Raw genomic sequence first — 22,385 nt, forward strand, 5'->3', positions numbered from 1 at the left:
CTTTCTACAACTTTCACACAATAAATCATCAAAGTCGGCTTGATTTGTACATTTTGAAACATTAGTTCAACCAAAATACCGTCTAAATTAAAGTAAAATTCATGAACTAACTTCTTCAACATCAGTGTTAAGGCGATCCCTTGCCGTACTGATGTGCCTTTATTGCGCCTGTATCATCATTTAAATTCTTTCTCTCTATATCGATTGTCATATAGAGCGTCATTTAATTTTTAAGGTAAATTGAATGAAAAAATTTTGGAAATATTTATTAGTACTACTCGTGGTACTAATTATTATTGCAATTGCCTTTCTTTTTAGACCAGTTGCGTCTAAGGCAATTAAAACCACCAGTAACGAACCAACTGTCGATGTTGTACTCATCGGCGGCGGGATCATGAGTGCCACTTTAGGTACGTATCTCAACGAATTACAACCCGACTGGAATATCCGCATGTATGAACGTCTTGATGCTGTTGCACAAGAAAGTTCAAACGGTTTTAACAACGCGGGTACAGGCCACTCAGGCTTTATGGAAATGAACTATACCGAAGAAAAAGACGGTAAAATGGACATTTCCAAAGCTGTAAACGTGGCTGGTCAGTTTGAAATTGCCAAACAGTTCTGGGCATACCAAGTGAAGCAAGGTGTACTCGAAACACCAACGACCTTCATCAACCCAGTCCCACACATTGCTTTCGTATGGGGCGATAACGTGAACTTCATGGAAAAGCGTTATGCTGCCATGGTTCAAAATCCGTTATTCGCTGGCATGAAATTGAGTGAAGACAAAGCTGAAATTCAACAATGGGCACCATTGGTGATGGACGGTCGTGATCCTCAACAGAAAGTGGCTGCAACCCGTATGGACGTTGGTTCTGACGTAAACTACGGTGCAATCACCAAGCAGTTGATTGGCAACCTTGAAAAGAGTCCGAACTTCAAACTCAGCACTTCAACTGAAGTGACGGGTATCAGCAAAAATGATGACAACACTTGGTCTGTGGCTTTCAAAGATTTGAAATCTGGCAAAGTTGATCATGTCAAAACACGTTTTGTGTTTATTGGTGCGGGCGGTGCTGCAATTAAATTATTGCAAATGACTGGCTTACCAGAAGCACAACAATATGCTGGTTTCCCTGTGGGCGGTGAGTTCCTTGTAACTGACAACCCAGCAGTAACAGCAAAACATACAGCCAAAGTCTATGGTCGTGCTGATCTTGGTGCGCCTCCAATGTCTGTTCCACATATCGATACCCGTTATATCGACGGTAAAAAATATGTGTTGTTTGGCCCATTCGCAACCTATTCAAACAAGTTCCTGAAAAATGGTTCACAGCTTGATCTGCTTGCATCAACCAACAAAAACAACGTGTTGCCGATGGCTGCAATTGGTCTACAAAACGCTGATCTTGTTCAGTATCTAGTAAGCCAAGTGTTAATGTCTGATGCAGATCGTTTCAACGAGTTGAAAAAATACTACCCTGAAGCTGATCCAAAAGACTGGCATTTACAACAAGGTGGTCAACGCGTTCAGATCATCAAAAAAGAGCCAGGCAAACCTGCTAAATTGCAATTCGGTACAGAAATCTTTGCCTCTAAAGACAAGTCTGTAACTGCATTGTTAGGTGCTTCTCCGGGTGCGTCTACATCACCTTACATCATGCTCAACTTGCTTGAAAAAGCATTCCCAGAGCAAACTAAAGGTGTATGGAACGACAAATTGCATGAGATCGTACGTTCTTATGGTAAAGACCTTTCAACAGATCCAGCGTTGTTAGATCAAATCCGTCAGTACTCAAGTTCAACTTTGGGCTTGAACTATACGACACCTGCAAACTTAGTTCCTGCTAAGAAAGTGGTTCAAGCTGAAGCTGTTGCACAATAAGTAACGCTAAGCACATCAAAAAGGGAGGAGTTTCAGCTCTTCCCTTTTTCTTTATTAGTATGTTTTAAATCTACGCCTTATGTCTTCTGCTGTACCTCATTCTGCTTTTGCTGCATTTGCCAGTCGTGACTTCACGTTATTGACCATCAATCAATGCTGCCTGACGTTTGCGGTACTAATTCAAGAAGTCCTGATCGCGTTTTATCTGTATCAAATCACCAAGAATCCGCTCATTCTCGGCTTGGTCGGGATCATGGATTTTTTACCCTTTCTCATCCTCTCTTTATGGGGCGGTTATATTGCTGACCGTTTTAATCGTCAGCGTATTTTGCAGATCAGCTTTAGCTTTGCCATTCCCTTATCGATTGCTTTGTGGATCAGTTTTGATCTTTTTCACAGCCAAACCATCAGTGCAAATGTATTATTAATCTCATCCTTGAGTATTCTTTTTTTATTTGGCTGTATTCGCGGCATATATAGCCCCTGCTTTAATTCTTTACGTCCTTTTGTGGTACCCGAGCATTTGTATACCCATGCAGCAACATGGACCAGCATGTGCTGGCAAGCCAGTGGCATTCTTGCACCCGTCATTGGTGGCTTCTTACTCGCTCATCTCGATTTAGACATTACTTTTAGTGTCATCGTGGCACTTTTTTTAGCTGGCAGTATTGCCCTCTGGTGTTTGCAAAAGCGAGATTTTCCGCAAATCCAAACAGAGTCAGTAACTCAGAGTCTAAAAGAAGCGCTGCATTTTATTTTTAAAACTAAAATTATTTTTTGGGCGATGTTTCTCGATCTGAGCTCAGTTTTTTTTGGTGGCATCATCGCGCTATTGCCCATTTTTGCCCAAGATGTTTTACATATCGGTGCAGATGGTTTTGGTCTATTACGCGCGGCACCAGCCTTTGGTGCATTGGTGATGATGATCATTTTAATTCGCTATCCACCAAAATCTAGACCGTGGCAGATGATGCTGATAGCAGTGACAGGCTTTGGTCTGTGTACCTTGTTATTTGCTGTTACCAGACAGCTGTATTTTTCAGTCGCAGTTCTCATTATTATGGGAGCATGTGACAGTATCAACATTGTCATTCGTCAAACCATACTGCAACTGATTCCACCCAAGGACATGCTTGGACGTGTCGCTGCCATCAATGGCATCTTTGTCACCTCGAGTAATGAGCTTGGTGCGTTGCAGTCGAGTGTGATGACGCGCTTTTTCAGCGTGATTCCTGCGATGTTGATGGGTGGTTCACTGTCTTTGCTCTGCGTTGTTTTAACAAAGATTAAGACCAAAGATTTATTGAAGTTCCGTTTTTAATTCCCCTATTAAACAAACAGTTATTTTAAAATTCAATGTCATATGAAACATACTTTGCCCGCGTCTTCAGGCCTCTCTAAATTTATTATTTTTTCCGTTTTTGTATGGCTGGTCTTGCTGTGGCTGCAATCGACCTATATTGTCATTATTGGCGGTCAAGCCTATCTGTTTTGGACCTCATTTGGCCTTTTAATATTGAATGTGCTTAGCTTGCGACCGACGATTTTAAAGAATCGGATCGCCTTCGTGATTACAGCTGCCTTGCTGATTTATCTGGTGTTTAACTCACTGTTTTGCACGTATTTGATGATCGCTTTTTATTGTATTTTCTACCTCTATTCAGATGAATATAAGAATAAACGTGCCATTAAATTGATCAGCTTATTCTTGATCATGATCATCTTTGCGATCTACCAGACCCAATCTCTGCATGAACTGAAAAGCCATTATGAAACCTATGAAACCGGTGAAACATGGCAAAAATATGGGGCCTTATAATTAGGCTAATAAAAAACCTCACTTCACGTGAGGTTTTTTATTATTCAACAGACTAATCTTGAGAGTCTGGATACAACGGACGATTTCCGGGACTAATACGATTGATATGCAAGAAGGTCATATGACGTTCATACTTATCCAAGATGTCATTAATCACCTGTTCTTTGGTGTATCCAACCAGATCATTGTCCTGAGAGCCTTCATATAAGAAGGTTTCTAGACGGTAGTAGAACTGCTTGCCGCGTTTACCACGTTCACTGAAGTTTGGTGCGATATAACGTACCGGCCAGATTTGATAAACGAAGTTGTGCTCTTCTTCCAAATAGATGGTTAAATCTAAATGATAGAGTGCATCGTTATCTTCCAATGCTGTTTGGGTGACATCAACATGCATACCACGCTTCACCAGTTCATCAGCAACTGTGCGTACTGCTGGTTCACAAACACTATCAAGCATCCGTTGGGTTTCACTGGTACCTGGGTGATGCATCACACGGGCTAAACGTTTCTTCCAGTTCAGGATATCCACGTTCCCGACCACGGGTGCAGCATTCATACTACGACTCGCCTTCCGGTAATCTTCCAGACGCAAAGACTTGTACAGACCCGCCATGACCAACAGCATGACAAAGCTAAAGGGTAAGCCCATGATCACCGTGGCACTTTGCAGTGCGGTAATCCCGTTTGCCATCAGCATTGCCAAGGTGAGCAAGCCAATTGCCGTTGCCCAAAATACTCTTAACCAGCGTGGCGCATCATTATCAACATTGGAAAATTTAGTGGTGAAGTTTCCTAAAACCAATGCACCAGAATCGGCAGAGGTTACATAGAACAATAGACCTGTAATCGTTGCCACACCTGCAATAAATGCAAACCACGGATATTGCGCCAATAGGTCATAAAAACCATGCGCAGGATCAGTCAGAACCGTTTGAGCCAGTGCCGTATTGCCTTCAAAAATCACATTATATAAGGCACTGTTCCCAAAAATAGATAACCAAGTAATGGTAAACAATAAAGGAATGATCAAGGTGCCGCAGACGAATTCACGAATGGTACGACCACGAGAAATGCGCGCCAAGAACAGCCCCACAAATGGCGACCAAGCCACCCACCACGCCCAGAAGAACAAGGTCCAACTGTTCATCCATTCTTTCGGCTGATCAAAAGCAAAACTTTCTAAGGCCAAACTTGGGAATCGACTGATATAGTCACCAAAGTTTTGTACCAAGGCATTGAGTAAGAATCCAGTATTGCCCAAGAACAATACAAACAACATTAAGCCAATTGCGGCAAAAATATTGATTTCAGATAACACCTTAATGCCTTTATTGACCCCAGCGGTTACCGAAATAATGGTGACAATAACGGCAACCAAAATCAGTGCCGACTGAATCAACAGGTTTTCAGGCCAGCCAAATAAGACATGCAAACCATAATTGATTTGAACGACGGCAATACCACAGGTGGTGGCAATACCAAAGATCGTCCCGATGACTGCGGCAATATCTACACTATGTCCAATTGGACCATCAATTTTTTTACCAAAAATTGGGTAGAGCGCAGAACGAATGGTCAGTGGCAAGTTATAACGATAACTAAAGTAACCCAAGGCCATCCCGACCAAGGCATACATGCCCCAACCCGTTAAACCATAGTGGAACAGCGTCCAAACCATACCCTGACGCGCAGCTTCATAGGTTTGACCTTCGCCCACAGGCGGATTCATATAATGAGATAACGGCTCTGCAACAGAGAAGAACATTAAGTCTGTGCCGATGCCCGCTGCGAACAGCATTGCGGACCAACTGAGTAAGCTGAACTCAGGTTTGGAGTGCTTCGGACCAAGTTTGATATCGCCATAACGTGAGCAAGCAATAAAAACCACAAAGATTAAATACAATGTCGCAGCCAGTAAATAATACCAGCTGAATTTATCACTGACCCAAGCCAGTACCACATTGAGTAAATGATTGGCAAAGTCGTTAAATAAAATCGTTACCAGTGCAAATGTTAAAATAAGTAGAGCTGAAACATAGAAGACCACACGATTTAAATGGTCTTTATTCGCTAATGTAGCATCATCAACCGCTCTTGGATTATCTGTCGCCATACAATCCTCAGGGAGTTAGAGAAGAAAAAGAAAATATTCATCCACGTCTTTTCATCACTAGATCAATGAAAAGACATATCTGAATAGAAAATGAAAAACAAAAGTTATTTACCCGAATTACAATGTTTCTGATTTTTCAGTTGTGTGATGTGATGACTGAGTGTCCTGCGTTATCACTTGCGGTGGTGTAGGACTAAAAAATTGATCCTGTTTAACTGCTTTGGCAAGGCCAAACATATACAGCAAAATAATAACGGAGAATGGCAAACCACAGAGTACTACGGCACTTTGCATGGAGTGGAAACTCCCTGCCAACAGCAGCCCAATACTGACAATGGTAATCACCACAGACCAGAAAATTCGTAACCAAATTGGTGAATCACTTTCATTGCTACCCCCTTTCGAGGACAGATTTGCGATCATGAGTGTACCAGAACCCACAGGGGTCAAAAACAATACGAAACAAATCACAACAACAATCCCAGCAACATAAGGATTGAAGGGTAAAAATTCGAGAAGCTTAAATAAGGACAAAGCAGGGTCAGTCAGTACCAAATCCCCGAGGATTTTTTGCTTCTGTTCCAAAATAAAATAGATTGCAGTATTGCCAAAAATCGAGATCCAAGCCAAGGTAAAACCCAGTGGAATCAGACAGACACCGAGTACAACTTCACGAATAGTACGACCTTTGGAAATCCGCGCAATAAACATCCCTACAAATGGCGCCCATGCAATCCACCATGCCCAATAAAACACCGTCCACGAACCTAACCACTCACCTGCCTTGCTGTTGTAGAGATACATGTCAAAGCTTTTTGCCAGAAAATGATCGAGATAATCACCCATGTTCTGGACTAAACCATTGAGCAAGTGGTTGGTTGGCCCTGTCAGGAATACGAATAGTAATAAGGCGTAGAGTAAACGTAAGTTGATGCGGGATAACCACGCCAAGCCCTTTTCAATCCCAACCACGGTGGTCATGGTCGCGACTGACATCATCAGCAACACCACGGCAATCAAGGTCGTATTATTATTGGGAATCTCAGGAAGTAGATAATGCACGCCAGACACCAGTACCAAAGCACCGATGCCGAGATTGGTCACCAAAGAAATGACTGTGGCTAAAATCCCAAAGCCATCGACAAAATCACCAACCAAGCCATAGATTCGCTCACCAAAGATTGGATACAGTGCGGAACGCAAGGCCAACGGCAAATCTCGACGAAAGGCGAAATAACCCAAAGTCACACCCAGTAAGGCATACAATACCCAACCATGAATGCCCCAATGCAGAAAGCTATACATCATGGCATCACGCGCAGCTTGAATCGTTCCACCCTGACCTTCTGGTGGTCGCAGGAAATGATCAACTGGCTCAGCCACACCGTAATACAGCAGTGCAATCCCGATGCCTGCGGAAAACAGCATCGACACCCAAGCCAAATAGCCAAACTCAGGTTTATCGTCATCTTTGCCTAATGGAATCTGCCCAACCCGAGAAAAAGCCAGCCATGCTACAAAACCTAAACAAACCACAATCACCAGCATGTAATACCAGCCAAATAATTGGTTCGCCTGCCCTTGTATATAGGTTAACCAGAACTGACTGCGCTGTGGAAACAACACAAACAATAGGCCAAAAATGCCGATACTGATTGCAGAGCTCCAAAAAACAAACAAATTTAAACGTATAGGTTCAGATGGGGACCCTTCATTACTTTCTGACACCATGTTCTTGCTCCTTGCAATTGGTGTTTTTTTCTTAAAAAATAATGTGATAAGTGTTCAATTCTGCTTATCGCCTTATCCATAAGAATCTTTGGTTTATTACTTTACATCTGTTCTTACCAATCAAAAATTCATTGATTTTTACAGATTATACTTTTTATTGATTGAACGTTCAATCAATAAAAAGTATGATAAAAAAATGTTATGATGCTCTACATCGAGAAATGTTGAATAAAAAGCACCTTGGCAGGGCTTTAAATGGATAAGCATGACAAAGCGTAGAGTAAAACCAGAGCATGTGCGACGTGAAGAGATTATTAACGCCGCATTTTATGTAATTTCTGAAGTGGGGTTATCCAATACCACCATTGCACAAATTGCAAAAAAGGCCGAACTATCGACCGGTATTGTGAGTCACTATTTTGGTGACAAACAGGGATTAATCAATACCTGTATGCAAGAAATGCTCAACGTTTTGCGTCAAAAGACTGACCAATACAAAGCCGAAGCAGATGCGCATCCAGAAAGCCAGATTAAGGCCATTATTGATTCCAACTTCGATATCAGTCAGGTCAACAAACAAGCCATGCGGGTCTGGTTAGACTTTTGGTCTGCCAGTATGCACCTTCCCGAACTTGGACGTTTACAACGAATTAATGATCAACGCCTGTATTCCAACTTGAAACATTATTTTCTGATGTTGGTGGAGGATAAACAACAGGCCAGCATTGCCGCTCGCGGATTAGCGGCTTTGATTGACGGATTATGGTTACGCGGCAGTTTAAGCAGTCACGATGAGTTTGACAGCCAGCTGGCACGTTCCATTGCTTATGATTATGTAAAAACGCAAATCCAATTTGCGAACACGCCTTTGCAGGAGAAACAGAATGAGTGATGCACAAGTTCACCAGTTATATATCCACGGACGTTATGTCTCAGCAACCAGTGGTCAAACATTTAACAGCATTAACCCTGCCAACGGTGAAGTGATCGCAACACTTCAACAAGCCTCACAACAAGACATTGAAGCGGCTGTTCAAAGCGCACAACAAGGCCAGAAAGTCTGGGCAGCGATGACCGCGATGGAGCGTTCACGCATCCTACGCCGTGCGGTTGATATCCTACGTGAACGTAATGATGAACTTGCCCAGCTCGAAACCCTCGATACCGGTAAGGCCTACAGCGAAACATCGACTGTTGATATTGTGACAGGCGCAGATGTACTCGAATACTACGCTGGCCTTGCCACAGCCATTCAAGGCGAGCAAGTGCCACTTCGTGAATCAAGCTTCTTCTATACCCGTCGTGAACCCCTCGGTGTGGTTGCTGGTATCGGTGCTTGGAACTATCCAATTCAAATCGCAATGTGGAAATCTGCCCCTGCCCTTGCTGCGGGAAATGCCATGATTTTCAAACCAAGCGAAACCACCCCGCTTACCGCATTTAAACTTGCTGAAATCTATACTGAAGCGGGCCTACCAGACGGCGTCTTTAACGTGGTTCAAGGTGCGGGGCGTGATATCGGTCAATGGTTAACTGAACATCCTGTGATTGAAAAAATCTCATTCACTGGTGGCGTCGAAACTGGCAAGAAAGTCATGGCCAGTGCTGCGGGTTCGACCTTGAAAGAAGTCACCATGGAGCTAGGTGGTAAATCACCACTAATTATCTGTGATGATGCCAACCTTGACCGTGCTGCGGATATTGCAGTCATGGCAAACTTCTTTAGCTCAGGCCAAGTCTGTACCAATGGTACCCGTGTGTTTGTACCAAAAGCCTTGCTTGCTGACTTTGAAGCAGCGGTTGTGGAACGGGTAAAACGGATTCGTATTGGCGATCCGATGGCTGAGCAAACCAATTTCGGACCTCTCACCAGTTTCCCGCATATGGAAAAAGTGTTGTCTTTCATTGAGTCAGGCAAACAGCAAGGTGCAAAACTGTTGATTGGGGGTGGTCGTGCTACAGAAGGTGATCTTGCCAAAGGTGCTTATGTGCTCCCGACGGTATTCAGCAACTGCCAAGATGATATGGCGATTGTTCAAGAAGAAATCTTCGGCCCTGTGATGAGCATTCTCAGCTATGAAACTGAGGAAGAAGTGATCCGTCGTGCCAATGACACCAGCTTTGGCTTAGCCGCAGGTGTGGTAACTCAAGACATCAGCAAAGCGCATCGCATGATTCATCAACTTGAAGCCGGTATCTGCTGGATCAATACCTGGGGCGAATCACCTGCTGAAATGCCAGTGGGCGGCTACAAGCAATCTGGTGTTGGTCGTGAAAATGGCTTAACCACGTTGGGTCATTACACCCGTATCAAATCCGTTCAAGTTGAGTTAGGTGAGTATCACAGCATTTTCTAATGCGCTCAGCTGTCACCCTCAAAATTAATCCTCAATGCCGAGCAATCCCATGATTGCATCGGCATCCTCAAGAATAGAAAAAGGGATAACGATGAATACTCAAGCGTATGACTACATTATCATTGGCGCAGGATCTGCCGGAAATGTACTCGCAACACGTCTGACTGAAGACAAAGACGTGACTGTTTTACTTTTGGAAGCCGGTGGTCCAGACTACCGTTTAGATTTCCGTACTCAAATGCCAGCCGCTTTGGCCTTTCCTTTACAAGGTCGTCGCTATAACTGGGCCTATGAAACCGATCCTGAACCCCACATGAACAATCGCCGTATGGAATGTGGTCGTGGTAAGGGTCTCGGTGGTTCTTCACTGATTAATGGCATGTGCTATATCCGTGGCAATGCCATGGATTTGGATCAGTGGGCAAGCATGAAAGGTCTGGAAGACTGGAGCTACGCCGACTGCTTACCTTACTATAAAAAAGCCGAAACCCGTGATATTGGCGGCAATGACTATCATGGCGACAAAGGTCCTGTGTCCGTGGCAACCCCTAAAAATGGCAATAATGTGCTGTTCCATGCCATGGTTGAAGCAGGCGTACAGGCAGGTTACCCACGTACCGATGACTTAAATGGTTATCAACAAGAAGGTTTCGGTCCAATGGACCGTACCGTGACCCCCAAAGGTCGTCGCTCAAGTACCGCGCGTGGTTATCTGGATCTGGCTAAAGGTCGTCCGAATTTAACCATCGTCACGCATGCCACCACCAATAAAATCCTGTTTAATCAAAAACAGGCGGTGGGTGTGGAATATATTATTGGTGCAGACCAAGCCAATATGAAACAGGCACAAGCCAAACGTGAAGTTTTGCTCTGTGCAGGTGCGATTGCCTCACCACAAATCCTGCAACGTTCAGGTGTAGGTGAAAGTACCTTCCTGAAATCGATGGATATTGATGTGGTACATGACCTACCGGGTGTGGGTGAGAATCTGCAAGACCACTTGGAAATGTATTTGCAATATCAATGTAAACAACCTGTTTCACTTTACCCTGCACTACAATGGTATAACCAACCTGCCATTGGTGCTGAATGGTTATTCAATGGCACAGGTGTGGGGGCAAGCAACCAGTTTGAAGCGGGTGGCTTTATCCGTAGTTCGGAAGAGTTCGACTGGCCAAATATCCAGTATCACTTCTTGCCTGTTGCGATTAACTACAACGGCAGTAATGCAGTAAAAGAGCATGGCTTCCAAGCCCATGTCGGTTCAATGCGCTCGCCTTCGCGTGGTCGGATCAAGCTCAAATCCAAAGATCCATTTGAGCATCCAAGTATTCTGTTCAACTACATGTCTACAGAACAAGACTGGCGTGAATTCCGTGATGCGATCCGTATCACCCGTGAAATTATGGCGCAACCTGCACTTGATCCATATCGTGGTGAAGAAATCAGTCCAGGTAAACATATCCAGACCGATGCTGAACTGGACGAGTTCGTACGTAGCCATGCGGAAACAGCGTTCCATCCATCATGTAGCTGTAAGATGGGCGAAGATGATATGGCGGTGGTCGATGGACAAGGTCGAGTCCATGGCGTACAAGGCTTACGTGTGGTCGATGCTTCCATCATGCCACTGATTATTACCGGTAACTTAAATGCCACCACCATTATGATCGCAGAAAAAATTGCAGATCAAATCCGTGGTCAAAAACTCCCTCGCTCTGAGGCGGGCTATTACAAAGCAGATACAGCACCTGTACGTCAAGCACCGTTACGTCCAATACAATAAGCAAGAAATTCCTTTAGGGGATACCCGAAGCCCAGCTTCGGGTTCCACTTCATTCAGGGAGAAATGATGAAAAAAACTTTATTCTTAATTGCACCTTTGGCTTTTTATTTTCAAAGCACCCACGCCACTGAAGCGACCTCACCCTACTCAGCCAATATCACAGTAGCCAGCCAATACGTTTCTCGCGGTTTTCAACAAACTTGGGGCAAACCAGCCTTGCAAGGGGGACTGGACTACAATCATGCCAGTGGTTTTTATGCAGGCACTTGGGCATCGACCGTAAGCGATCATTTTATTCGGGATGCTTCAGTCGAATGGGATGTATATACTGGCTATAGCCGTAGTTTTGGTGATTTAACCGTTGGCACTAAAGTCGCCTATTACTATTATCCTGGGGCAAAAACCACTGCGGATACAGGCAATACCCGTTTTGATTATGGGGAAATTATTCCTGAAATCAGCTATGGGCCGCTCAGCGTTAAATATGCGATTACCTATACCCAAGATTATTTCGGCAATAATTCGGATACCTTGGGCGTCGGCAACAATAAGCATTCACGTGGCTCAGGGTATTTAGATGTCAATTGGCATCAACCGATTACGCAAGGTTGGTCAGTCGATGCACATTATGGCAACCAACGCATTAAAAACTTTTCTGCTGCCAGCTTCCAAGATGCCAGTTTTGCCGTCAACAAAGAACTACCCTACAATCTTTCCAGCAGTTTGACCTATAGCAAAGCATGGGATAAAGACGGTTTTTATCAGCAATACAGCAATGGCAATCCCAACGCCAAAGTCTCCAATCCGATTGATTCAACCGTGACTTTGTCACTGACCAAAAGTTTCTAATCCTAGCTGGATCAAACCTTCTGACATAAAAAAGCCGCTTCATTACAAGCGGCTTTTAAAATCTTGGCTGTTATGCCTTGATCAACTCAATCGTTGAGCCTGCACGTTTGGGATCAATCAGAATCTTGGCATGTTGCTCTGGATCACGCAGCGCCTCAAAAGCATTGCCTATCCCTTCCAAACCGACCACACCCGTGATCAACGGTGAACAATCGACTTTACCTTCCGCAATCATATGCAGCGTGTCACGGAATTCAAGTGGGGTATAACCCAACACATACTGGATTTCCAACTCTTTATTAATCGCCAAGGCAGGTTCAATCTTGTCACTTTGCATACACACCCCCACCCCAACGATACGTGAGAACAGCGGCGCACCTTCCAATATCTGCTGCATAATCCCAGCCACACCCACGCACTCAAAAATCACTGGACGTTTCGGCAATATCCCAAGTTTATCACCGACACGCATGGCATTGACCCAAGGTAATGAGTAGGTCTGAACCTTGTCAAAAATCCCCATGCCCATATTCACAGCTTCAGAAACATTGCCCAATAGCCCAAGTTCTTTCCAATTACCAAATGGAGACTGTTGTTTAGGATCAATCAAGACATCCGCACCACATTGCTCAGCCAAACGACGACGGTTTGGTGAAAAATCACTGGCAATCACGGTTTTGACGCCTGCTGCTTTGAGCATAATAATCACGCCCAAACCCACAGGACCACAGCCAATCACGATCGCTGGCTCATTTTTCTTAATTCGACTACGACGTACCGCATGTAAGGCAACCGCCATTGGTTCAGTCAGCGCGGCACGATCCGCGTCTAAACCATTCGGAACTTCAAACATCAAACTCGATTGCACCAAGACTTGCTCTGCATAACCACCAGAAGCACTTGGCGACAATCCCGTCGGAACATAACCTTGTGGATCAACATTTAACAATGGCATGGCACAAACCAAAGTATCTGCTTTCAATTTACGCCGTGTTTTTGGGCCATAGTCCAAGACTTTGCCACAGAACTCATGACCAAACACCAGTTTATCCGAGGACTTTGCCACCCCATTGAAACCAACTCGTGCTGCCAAATCATGCATGTGATCACAGTGATGTTGCATATGTAAATCAGAACCACAGATACCACAACGTACCACTTCAAGTAAGACTTGCCCCTTTGCAGGAACCAATTGAAGGCTGTCTTCCAGTTTTAATTCAGCGTTATGACAAATCAGAGATTTCATAGGATGCTTTCCTTTTTTGTTTTATTTCCATTGTTCACCTTCAGCACGTTGACCTGTTGCAGTATCAAGCAAACAACACATAACTCAATCCTGACAAGGATAATTGTCAAAAACCATGACCTAAATATCAATATATCGCAGCAATAAAGTCAGCACATGATGTATTTTAGGATAGCCCGATTGATTGAAAAAAGATTAAAAATCATTCTCTTTAAACTTCAAATAGATGACACTATTTTTCTAAATTACTTCCCTATTTTCATTAAAACGATCAAATTTAACACTTGCATTCAATAGTGTCATTATGCCAATATATATTTAATGGCTTTAAGCCACTATAAAAGAGAAACTAAAAATGACGATTCAACTTATGACAGCTCAAGCAAATGTTCCCATCGAGTTTTTGCAGTTTTCAGGTGGTGAGCGTCATATTCAACTGCAACCTGAGTTATTGAACCAGTTACAGGCCGACACTCAGATCAAAGCCTCACTGCATAACAGCGCAGATGTGATGGATTATCTACTACTGGAAAATGTGTTACTGCAACAAGGCACTCGCCTTTCGGTAGAAATCCCTTATTTTCCCTATGCACGTCAAGACCGCATCTGTGCACAAGGTCAGGCCTTCTCATTGGATTTAATGACCAAGTTATTAAATAGCAATAGCGAAAAATTTGCAGGACAACGTCAGAAAATTGTGGTGTGGGATTGTCATAGTCAGGTGACTCTGGAGCTACTACGTAAAAATACCCGCTTCCAACAGGTGATCAATATTGAGCCGATTGAGATTATCCAGCAAAGCCCAGCATTGATGCAGATTTTAAGCGCCGACAATACGGTATTGATCTGCCCTGATGCCGGTGCAATACAACGTACCCAAGCGATTGCAAACGGTATCAATCCGCAACGCCAACAGGCCATTGAAGTGATTCACTGTGAAAAGAAACGTGATCCAAGTACGGGAAAAATTAGCACAACGGCGGTGGATAGCCCTGATTTGACAGGAAAAACAGCCGTGATCACCGATGATATTTGTGACGGTGGTGCAACCTTTATTGGTATTGCCAAACAATTACGCAGCCTAAACTGCCAAAACATTATTTTGTATGTCACACATGGCATTTTTAGCAAAGGTCTCGCGGTATTTGATGGCTTGGTCGATCAGGTCTTTAGCAGCAATAGCCTGCCACAAGCAGAAGCAAACAAACTCAATATCATCAATTTTCAAAATTAAGATTTAAAGCACGAGGCCAATAAAAATGAGTATTAAAATTAACCCACTCAATGCAATTGATTTCTACAAAGCAGACCACCGTCGTCAGTATCCAGTGGGAACTGAATACGTCTATGCCAACTTTACCCCGCGTTCATCACGTTTAGCCAAAATGCTGCCTGATTTTGATGACAAGATTGTGTTCTTTGGTCTGCAAGGCTTTATCAAACACTTTCTAATCGAAACCTGGAATGAGGGCTTCTTCAATCAACCCAAAGCCAAAGTCGTCGCAGCCTATAAAAGCCGTATGGACAATTCTTTAGGTGAAGGTGCGGTACCTGTCGAGCACATCGAAGCCTTGCACGATCTCGGCTATTTACCATTAAAAATTAAAGCCTTGCCAGAAGGTAGCCGCGTCAATATCAAAGTGCCGGTATTGACTATTATCAATACTGACCCGAATTTCTTTTGGTTAACCAACTATATCGAAACCGTGCTCAGTGCCGAATTATGGAAAAGCTGTACCACCGCCAGCATTGCCTACGAATACAAACGTTTGTTGACTCAATATGCAGAAAAAACAGGTGCAGCTTTAGACTTTGTTGCTGTTCAAGGCCATGATTTTAGTAGCCGAGGGATGAGTGGGATCTATGATGCTGCCCAATCGGGTGTGGGTCACTTAACCAGTTTTATTGGGACAGATTCAGTTGCTTCCATTGATTATGCAGAAGAATATTACAACGCAACAGGTGTCGTCGGTGTTTCAGTACCTGCAACAGAACACAGTGTGATGTGTATGGGCAGTGAAGAAAGTGAAATCGAGACCTTTAGACGTCTGATCTGTGAGCTTTATCCTGCTGGTGTAGTCAGTATCGTTTCAGATACTTGGGATTTCTGGCGTGTGATTACCGAGTTTAGTGTGGAATTAAAATCAGAAATTTTAAAACGCCAACCGAATGCCCTCGGACTCGCCAAAGTGGTGTTTCGCCCTGACTCAGGTGATCCCGTGAAAATTATCTGTGGCGATCCTGATGCAGAGCTAAATAGTCCCGCTTACAAAGGTGCAGTGCAATGTTTATGGGAAATTTTTGGCGGCACAGAAACCGCTCAAGGCTATAAGGTATTGAATGAACGGGTTGGCTTGATCTATGGTGACTCGATCACCTTAGAACGTGCCCAAAATATCTTAAAAGGTTTGGAGGCCAAAGGCTTTGCTTCAAATAATCTGGTCTTCGGAATCGGCAGCTATACTTATAACTATTTGACTCGTGATAGCTTTGGTTTTGCAGTCAAAGCCACTTGGGGTCAGGTTAACGGTGTCGGTCGTGAACTGTTTAAAGACCCTGTAACGGATTCAGGTGTTAAAAAGTCAGCCAAAGGCTTGTTACGGGTTGAACAAACTGAAAATGGTTTTGAGCTCTTTGATCAACAAAGCTTTGAACAGGAGAAAATGGGCGCACTGCAAACGGTATTTGAAAATGGTCAATTGTTAAGAGAATGCTCACTTGATCAAATTCGGGAGAGATTGGTCTAAAGCGAAATTCTCTATGATTAAAACACATCCAGTGACTAGATACTCGGAAAAGTCATCCGCAACCTGCATAGTATTAAAAGAATATCTGCACGACTCTCTTTACTAGAATTAAATAGATGCAAGTGGTGAACAGGTTTTGCGGATGACAATGGTTTTGCCTACTTTTGCCAAAACAAAAGTAGGTCGAGCCGAAGGCTTATCCTAAAATATGATGAGAACCCAATAAGACTCCGCTATGATATTACTTTATTCCGATTTCTTAATATTTCTATGAGTAAGGAAACTATCCATACCTCCGAACAGGAATACCTTGCCCACTATCAAAAAACAGACTATGACACGCCTCTGTTTACGGTCGATATGGCAATTTTTTCTGTAGCAAAAGGTCAATTACAAGTCTTAATGATTCAACGCTCCAACTTTCCCGAAAAAGGCAAATGGGCGCTACCGGGTGGTTTTGTCGATTTAAAAACCGATCCCGATTTAATGGCAACAGCACACCGTAAACTGCATGAAAAAACAGGGATTCACTCCCCTTATCTAGAACAAGTCGAAACCATTGGCAATCAACATCGTGATCCACGTGGTTGGTCCATTACCGCTTTATATTTTGCCCTGATTGATTTTGACCAATTTGAAATTCAAACAAGCAGCACCACCGAACACCGTCAATGGCTTCCGATCGATCAAGCATTACAACTAGATTTAGCCTTTGATCACCAACAGCTATTACAACTGGCATTTGAACGTCTTGGCAATAAAACCCGTTATACCGCCTTACCCGCCAGCCTGATGCCTGAGTTATTTACCCTGACTGAATTACAGACCATTTATGAAATTATTTTAGGTCATAGATTAGAAAAAAAATCATTTAGACGACGTATGCAAGAAGCTGGTGCCGTTGAAGAAACGGGACAGCAAAAAATTGTCGGCAAGCGCCCTGCTCAATTGTTCCGCTATGCACTGCAAGATTATAATTTTACTTTTCCGCGTATGCTGGAAACGCCACGTAACAGCACTGAAAATGAAAAGAGCTAAGGTAAATAGCTTAGCTCCTCAATAACTTAGAACTTACTTCCAAGTTTGACGAATCAAATCCACCGCTTTTTCAGCAATCATAATTGCAGGTGCATTGGTATTGCCATTGACCACGGTTGGCATAATCGACGCGTCCACCACGCGCAGTCCTGCAATGCCATACACTTTTAGCTCAGGATCGACCACCGCCATCTCATCCACACCCATTTTACAACTACCAACAGGGTGATAGACCGTGTCGACACGTTGCCGTAAAATCTCACGAATTTCATCATCAGTCTGCACATTGGCTGTAAACATATCTTCTTTAATTTTTTCACTTAAAGCGGGTGCATTCATTAACTTTTGCGTGACTTTAAACCCATCAACCATATCTTGCAGATCTTGCTCATCCTCAAGGAATTTAAAGTCGATTAATAATGGATCATCGACATTTTTACCACTGAGTTTGACTGAACCCCGCGCACGCGGATTCAACAAGCAAACATGGCATGAAATTCCATGTCCCATATGCATGGTTCGAGCATGGTTATCCACCACCGCAATCACAAAATGCAACTGTAGATTCGGCTTATCCAATTCAGGACGACTTTTTAAGAAACCACCACATTCAGCATAATTGGTGGTGATTAAACCACGACGTTCTTTACGATAACGCCCAATCTGTTTGACTAAATCAATACTGCCCCCAACCGACACCCCAAAAGTTCCTTCCATTTGCTTGGTCTTATAAGCAAAAATAAAGTCAGGATGATCATGCAGGTTTTCACCCACACCCGCCAAATCTTTAATTACAGGGATACCGTGTTTTTCTAGTTCTTGGCGTGGACCAATCCCCGACAACATCAAGACTTGTGGAGATTGGAATGCACCCGCAGATAAGAGCACTTCTTTATTGGCACGAACAATCGTGCTTTGTCCATTGTGTTTATATTCAACCCCAACAGCACGACCATTTTCAATCACAATTTTTGACACCAAAGCTTTGGTAATCACATGTAGATTCGGGCGTTTACCTAAATAAGGAAACAGATAACCACGCGCTGCGCTCCAGCGTTCACCATTTTTTTGTGTAACCTGATAAACACCGAGTCCTTCTTGTTCTACACCATTGAAGTCATCATTGAGTGGATAATTGACCTGCTTCGCAGCTTCAACAAAGGTTTTCTGATACGGATTGTCCGAACGCAATTCACTGACATTTAATGGTCCGTGTTGACCATGATATTCATTACGAATACGCTCGTTATGCTCTGATTTTATAAAATATGGCAAAACATCGTCATAAGACCATCCCGTATTGCCTAAAGCAGCCCAATGGTCATAGTCGCTATGATGTCCACGGATATACACCATCGCATTGATGGCAGAACTGCCACCTAAGCATTTTCCACGAGGTTGATAACCTTTACGCCCATTTAAACCTTTTTGTGGAATAGTTTCTAAAGCCCAGTTATTAATTTTAGTTGGAATACTGATCACCGCTGCGGAAGGTGTATTCACCAACCAACTATTTCCATCACCACCAGCTTCTAATAAACATACCGAAATATTTGGGTTCTCAGATAATCGCCCAGCCAATACCGAGCCTGCCGAACCACCACCTATAATTACAAAATCAAAAGCTGTTTCTGTCATCTCTATACTCTGTTTTTTCTTTTTAAAAAGTGGAAGCATTATGCCGAATACAACATTTAAATACTGTTGTAGTTGTCTAACCAATTTATTTCATTAAGAGCAACTTAACTGCAACGCAATAAAAGCGCAATAGTCAAATCAAGCAATAACCTTGCAATAAAAAAGCAATCTTTCAGAAGCCAATAAGTCACCTAATAATATTCATTCACGTCTTTTTAAAACTGGCACAACACTCAGAATGGATTCACCAATCAACACTTCAAACTTACTTCTTTAACACATCAGGACAATGTTTGCATTCCGCTTTACTTTGAATAGCCAAACCAAGTAAATAAACCACTTATTAGTTTTATTAAAACAAATTTTTCAAATAACTGAATATTATTTACTGGATAAAATAATGAAGGCACTCATCACCAAAGGTTGTCATACAGACCACGGTGGCATAGTACAAGAGGCAGATAACATCTTTCTCGTCGAAGGGATTCCTGTACACGTCGAAGGCATGAGGCACTATTGCCCTAAATGCCAAGTGATGGCCACAGCCCAAGCTTCAGGCAGAGGCTTTTTAATGGCAGGCACCAGAACTATTATTGTGGCGGGTGACAAAGCCACTTGCGGTGCAACCTTTTTCCCGAATCAAAGTCTTGTGGTGAGAGATAACGGAATTGGTGCAGGCGCGAATAGTTCATCCGCTGTTAGCAACTTTCTCAATACCAGTAGCCCTCAAGTTTTTGATGAGCAAGTTGCAGCTGAGTTTAGTTTTGCCGAAGGTATGCCCTACTTGATCGAAACAGCTGAGGGTAAAATCTATCAAGGCACAATTGGCGCTGATGGAAAACTACCACGGATTGAAACTGAGGAGCATGCTTCTTATAAACTCTATTTAGGTGAAGAAGCGCTCACCAAGCGTGGTGGTGATGCCAGTTAATCAATCGGGGACAGTTAAAACAAATCCCAAACGAGGTTCTGTTGCGGCTTGTAGTATGGTGGGAATCGTCCCGATTACCTTTAAAGAACTATGGGATAATTACTATGGTGACAAGACTCCACCTTATACTGTAAATGGAAAAATACCTGACGAGTTTGAAAATCAATGTGCAATTCGAATGAGTGTTACATTTCATCGCACTGGTATAAAAATGACTTCTTTCTCAGAAAAACTAATAAAACCTGAAAAAAATGAAGCAACTATTGGTCGCTTACTTTTAAAAGGATTACCCACCTCAACAAGAGCAAATGAATTTGCCCAATGGTTACAAACACGTCCAGTTTGTGGTATTGGCCCAGCGGAGGATATCACGGGCAAAAATTGGCAGAAAAAAATTAAAGGCCGTACAGGAATTATTTACTTTGGAGATTTTTGGCAGAGAGATGGACTAGAAGAACTTAGAGACATAGCCTCTGGGGGGCATATAGATCTATGGAATAATTTTAGGTTAACAAGTAATTGGACAACTGTACCTAGATTCTTTTTTGGTATAAATAGAATGAATATGCTTGGTGGGTATATATACACTGATTATGCTAACGCAAAAAGGATATTATTTTTCGAGGTTAAATAATGCGTAAAATTTTATATGTAATTTTGGGCGTTGTACTAACAATATTATTGATATATACAATACCTAATTTTTATTTAGCTATTATTGGTAGAAAAACTTGTGCAGAGGGTTGTAGCTTAGCATATATCAGTTTCAGCAGATGGTTCCTTCTATTTTCCATTGTGATTGGTGGTATTCTAGGATACTTAAAAAGTTCCAATAAATTACCCAATAAAATCCTACTAACTATAATAATTTTTCTTTCGATAATCTGGATCGCAATAACTTGGTACGGCCTAGATTATGGATATGGGAAAAACCTAAGTTATTAATTTTGAGTTAAAATGATAAAAAAAATTCTATACCCAATTGTAGGGGTAATATTTATTTTAGCAATTATGCAGTTTTCATATGACCCATTTGTTTTTGTTACAGGAAAAATCCCCTGCAAAGAAGGATGCAGTACCCAGTTTATTTCAATACTCAAATATTGGTTTTGGGGAGTAATACTCATAACAATAACATTAAGTTATTACTACGCGATTCAAAAAATCAAGAAATTAATTTTAGTTCTTTATTTCAGTTTATTTTTTCTTACGCATATATTTTTAATGTGGTACGCCTCGACCTATGGCTACGGTCTCAACTTAAGTTATTAAATTTAAAAATATAAATAGGAGTTTCTTTTCGAGGTAAAGTAATGAAACATACTTTGTGGGTTCTAGCTGGGATTTCTTTAGTTGCAATAATCATTTTTATTGTACCTCACTTTTTTAGTTTAATTTATACAGGTCAATCGAGATGTCGAGAAGGATGTAGTGCTGATTTTCTAATAATGGCAAGAACATTTACTTGGACAAGCCTCTTTTCAGGAGGAATCATCGGATACTTATTCTCTTTAAGAAAAGTTGGTTATAAAACAATTTCTTCCTTTATTATTTTAATTATTCTTTTATTAATTTTTCTTTCTTGGTACGCCTCGACCTACGGCTACGGACTCAATTTAAGTTATTAAACTCAAGAAATCCAGACGTAAAAAAACCGCTAACTTAGCGGTATTTTATCTCATCTTTTAAGATGATGGTCGGAGCAGTAGGATTCGAACCTACGACCCCCTGGTCCCAAACCAGGTGCACTACCAGGCTGTGCTATGCTCCGAAATTGGGGTGAATGACGGGATTCGAACCCGCGACAACCGGAATCACAATCCGGGGCTCTACCAACTGAGCTACATCCACCATCAAAACTTTGATTCTATATACCAAGCTGCCAAATGGCGCGCCTGACAGGATTCGAACCTGTGACCATCCGCTTAGAAGGCGGATGCTCTATCCAACTGAGCTACAGGCGCATAACGATGATAATACTATCACGATACTTCGCCGATATTTAAAACTATGTTTTTCAACATATTTTAAATGGTCGGAGCAGTAGGATTCGAACCTACGACCCCCTGGTCCCAAACCAGGTGCACTACCAGGCTGTGCTATGCTCCGATTTCTTTTCAGCTTTTATTGTATCGCACATCGTGCGGTACGGTGTGCATTCTAGGCGCGACGCCTTAGAACGTCAACACCTATTTTCCAAAAAACTAATAAATCCTTATCAAATGTATATTTAACAAGCATTTTC

Annotated in this window: 16 protein-coding genes and 4 tRNA genes; 12 read left to right on the forward strand and 8 right to left on the reverse strand. The window is 42.6% G+C overall.

All coding sequences use genetic code 11. From position 1 onward, the window contains the following. Window positions 1–244: 244 nt before the first annotated feature. The 3 genes from mqo to A7P55_RS08465 all read left to right on the forward strand — a co-directional run bounded on the left by mqo (window position 245) and on the right by A7P55_RS08465 (window position 3,704). Window positions 245–1,885, forward strand: coding sequence for a malate dehydrogenase (quinone) (gene mqo, locus A7P55_RS08455; protein WP_171551795.1), 1,641 nt, complete (start codon window positions 245–247; stop codon window positions 1,883–1,885). A 79-nt stretch (window positions 1,886–1,964) separates the two neighbouring features. Continuing rightward, window positions 1,965–3,206, forward strand: coding sequence for an MFS transporter (locus A7P55_RS08460; RefSeq protein WP_171551796.1), 1,242 nt, complete (start codon window positions 1,965–1,967; stop codon window positions 3,204–3,206). A gap of 42 nt (window positions 3,207–3,248) precedes the next feature. After that, window positions 3,249–3,704, forward strand: coding sequence for a hypothetical protein (locus A7P55_RS08465; RefSeq protein ID WP_171551797.1), 456 nt, complete (start codon window positions 3,249–3,251; stop codon window positions 3,702–3,704). Between the two features lie 52 nt (window positions 3,705–3,756). Here A7P55_RS08465 and A7P55_RS08470 read toward each other — a convergent pair whose 3' ends face one another. Together A7P55_RS08470 and A7P55_RS08475 are read right to left on the reverse strand one after the other, a co-directional pair. Then, window positions 3,757–5,817 carry a choline transporter gene (locus A7P55_RS08470; RefSeq protein ID WP_005210696.1) on the reverse strand — a complete coding sequence of 687 codons (2,061 nt, stop codon included), beginning with the start codon at window positions 5,815–5,817 and terminating at the stop codon, window positions 3,757–3,759. Window positions 5,818–5,934: 117 nt separating this feature from the next. Next, window positions 5,935–7,548, reverse strand: coding sequence for a BCCT family transporter (locus A7P55_RS08475; protein ID WP_171551798.1), 1,614 nt, complete (start codon window positions 7,546–7,548; stop codon window positions 5,935–5,937). A gap of 265 nt (window positions 7,549–7,813) precedes the next feature. Between A7P55_RS08475 and betI the strand changes: the two genes are divergently transcribed. The 4 genes from betI to A7P55_RS08495 all read left to right on the forward strand — a co-directional run bounded on the left by betI (window position 7,814) and on the right by A7P55_RS08495 (window position 12,540). Beyond that, the gene (betI, locus tag A7P55_RS08480; RefSeq protein ID WP_171551799.1) at window positions 7,814–8,440 is read left to right on the forward strand and encodes a transcriptional regulator BetI; all 627 of its coding nucleotides are present in this window, start codon (window positions 7,814–7,816) and stop codon (window positions 8,438–8,440) included. Next, complete coding sequence (gene betB, locus A7P55_RS08485) at window positions 8,433–9,905, forward strand: betaine-aldehyde dehydrogenase (protein WP_171551800.1); 1,473 nt, start codon at window positions 8,433–8,435, stop codon at window positions 9,903–9,905. Before betI ends, betB begins: the two co-directional genes overlap by 8 nt. Before the next feature lie 91 nt (window positions 9,906–9,996). Then, window positions 9,997–11,691: a choline dehydrogenase gene (gene betA / locus A7P55_RS08490; RefSeq protein ID WP_171551801.1), complete on the forward strand. Its 1,695-nt coding sequence runs from the start codon at window positions 9,997–9,999 to the stop codon at window positions 11,689–11,691. Between the two features lie 66 nt (window positions 11,692–11,757). Then, a complete protein-coding gene (locus A7P55_RS08495; protein WP_171551802.1) occupies window positions 11,758–12,540 on the forward strand; it encodes a TorF family putative porin in 783 nt (260 codons plus the stop codon). Between the two features lie 70 nt (window positions 12,541–12,610). On the opposite strand, the gene A7P55_RS08500 is transcribed toward A7P55_RS08495, so the two are convergent. After that, window positions 12,611–13,786, reverse strand: coding sequence for a zinc-binding dehydrogenase (locus A7P55_RS08500; protein ID WP_171551803.1), 1,176 nt, complete (start codon window positions 13,784–13,786; stop codon window positions 12,611–12,613). Window positions 13,787–14,141: 355 nt separating this feature from the next. On the opposite strand from A7P55_RS08500, the gene prs reads away from it, so the two are divergent. The 3 genes from prs to A7P55_RS08515 all read left to right on the forward strand — a co-directional run bounded on the left by prs (window position 14,142) and on the right by A7P55_RS08515 (window position 17,571). After that, a complete protein-coding gene (gene prs / locus A7P55_RS08505) occupies window positions 14,142–15,020 on the forward strand; it encodes a ribose-phosphate diphosphokinase (RefSeq protein WP_171551804.1) in 879 nt (292 codons plus the stop codon). Between the two features lie 25 nt (window positions 15,021–15,045). Next, window positions 15,046–16,533 carry a nicotinate phosphoribosyltransferase gene (locus tag A7P55_RS08510; protein WP_171551805.1) on the forward strand — a complete coding sequence of 496 codons (1,488 nt, stop codon included), beginning with the start codon at window positions 15,046–15,048 and terminating at the stop codon, window positions 16,531–16,533. A gap of 270 nt (window positions 16,534–16,803) precedes the next feature. Next, window positions 16,804–17,571 (forward strand): NUDIX domain-containing protein, encoded by a 768-nt coding sequence (locus A7P55_RS08515; protein ID WP_171551806.1) that lies wholly within the window; start codon window positions 16,804–16,806, stop codon window positions 17,569–17,571. 33 nt (window positions 17,572–17,604) lie between these two features. Here A7P55_RS08515 and A7P55_RS08520 read toward each other — a convergent pair whose 3' ends face one another. Next, window positions 17,605–19,209 carry a choline dehydrogenase gene (locus A7P55_RS08520; RefSeq protein WP_171551807.1) on the reverse strand — a complete coding sequence of 535 codons (1,605 nt, stop codon included), beginning with the start codon at window positions 19,207–19,209 and terminating at the stop codon, window positions 17,605–17,607. A gap of 400 nt (window positions 19,210–19,609) precedes the next feature. On the opposite strand from A7P55_RS08520, the gene A7P55_RS08525 reads away from it, so the two are divergent. Then, entirely contained in the window at window positions 19,610–20,140 is a 531-nt protein-coding gene (locus A7P55_RS08525) for a PAAR domain-containing protein (protein WP_171551808.1), read from the forward strand. Then, window positions 20,130–20,774 (forward strand): T6SS effector amidase Tae4 family protein, encoded by a 645-nt coding sequence (locus A7P55_RS08530; RefSeq protein ID WP_171551809.1) that lies wholly within the window; start codon window positions 20,130–20,132, stop codon window positions 20,772–20,774. The genes A7P55_RS08525 and A7P55_RS08530 overlap by 11 nt, the downstream gene beginning before the upstream one ends. A 1,060-nt stretch (window positions 20,775–21,834) precedes the next feature. Here the strand turns inward: A7P55_RS08530 and A7P55_RS08535 are convergent. From A7P55_RS08535 to A7P55_RS08550, 4 genes are all read right to left on the reverse strand, one after another. Then, window positions 21,835–21,911: transfer RNA gene (locus A7P55_RS08535), tRNA-Pro, on the reverse strand. Window positions 21,912–21,915: 4 nt separating this feature from the next. Beyond that, window positions 21,916–21,991, reverse strand: a tRNA-His gene (locus tag A7P55_RS08540). A gap of 36 nt (window positions 21,992–22,027) precedes the next feature. Continuing rightward, window positions 22,028–22,104: transfer RNA gene (locus A7P55_RS08545), tRNA-Arg, on the reverse strand. 68 nt (window positions 22,105–22,172) lie between these two features. Beyond that, window positions 22,173–22,249, reverse strand: a tRNA-Pro gene (locus A7P55_RS08550). Between the last annotated feature and the right edge of the window lie 136 nt (window positions 22,250–22,385).

Origin of the sequence: Acinetobacter sp. Ac_5812, assembly GCF_013072695.1 — a bacterium.
Taxonomy (GTDB): Bacteria; Pseudomonadota; Gammaproteobacteria; order Pseudomonadales; family Moraxellaceae; genus Acinetobacter.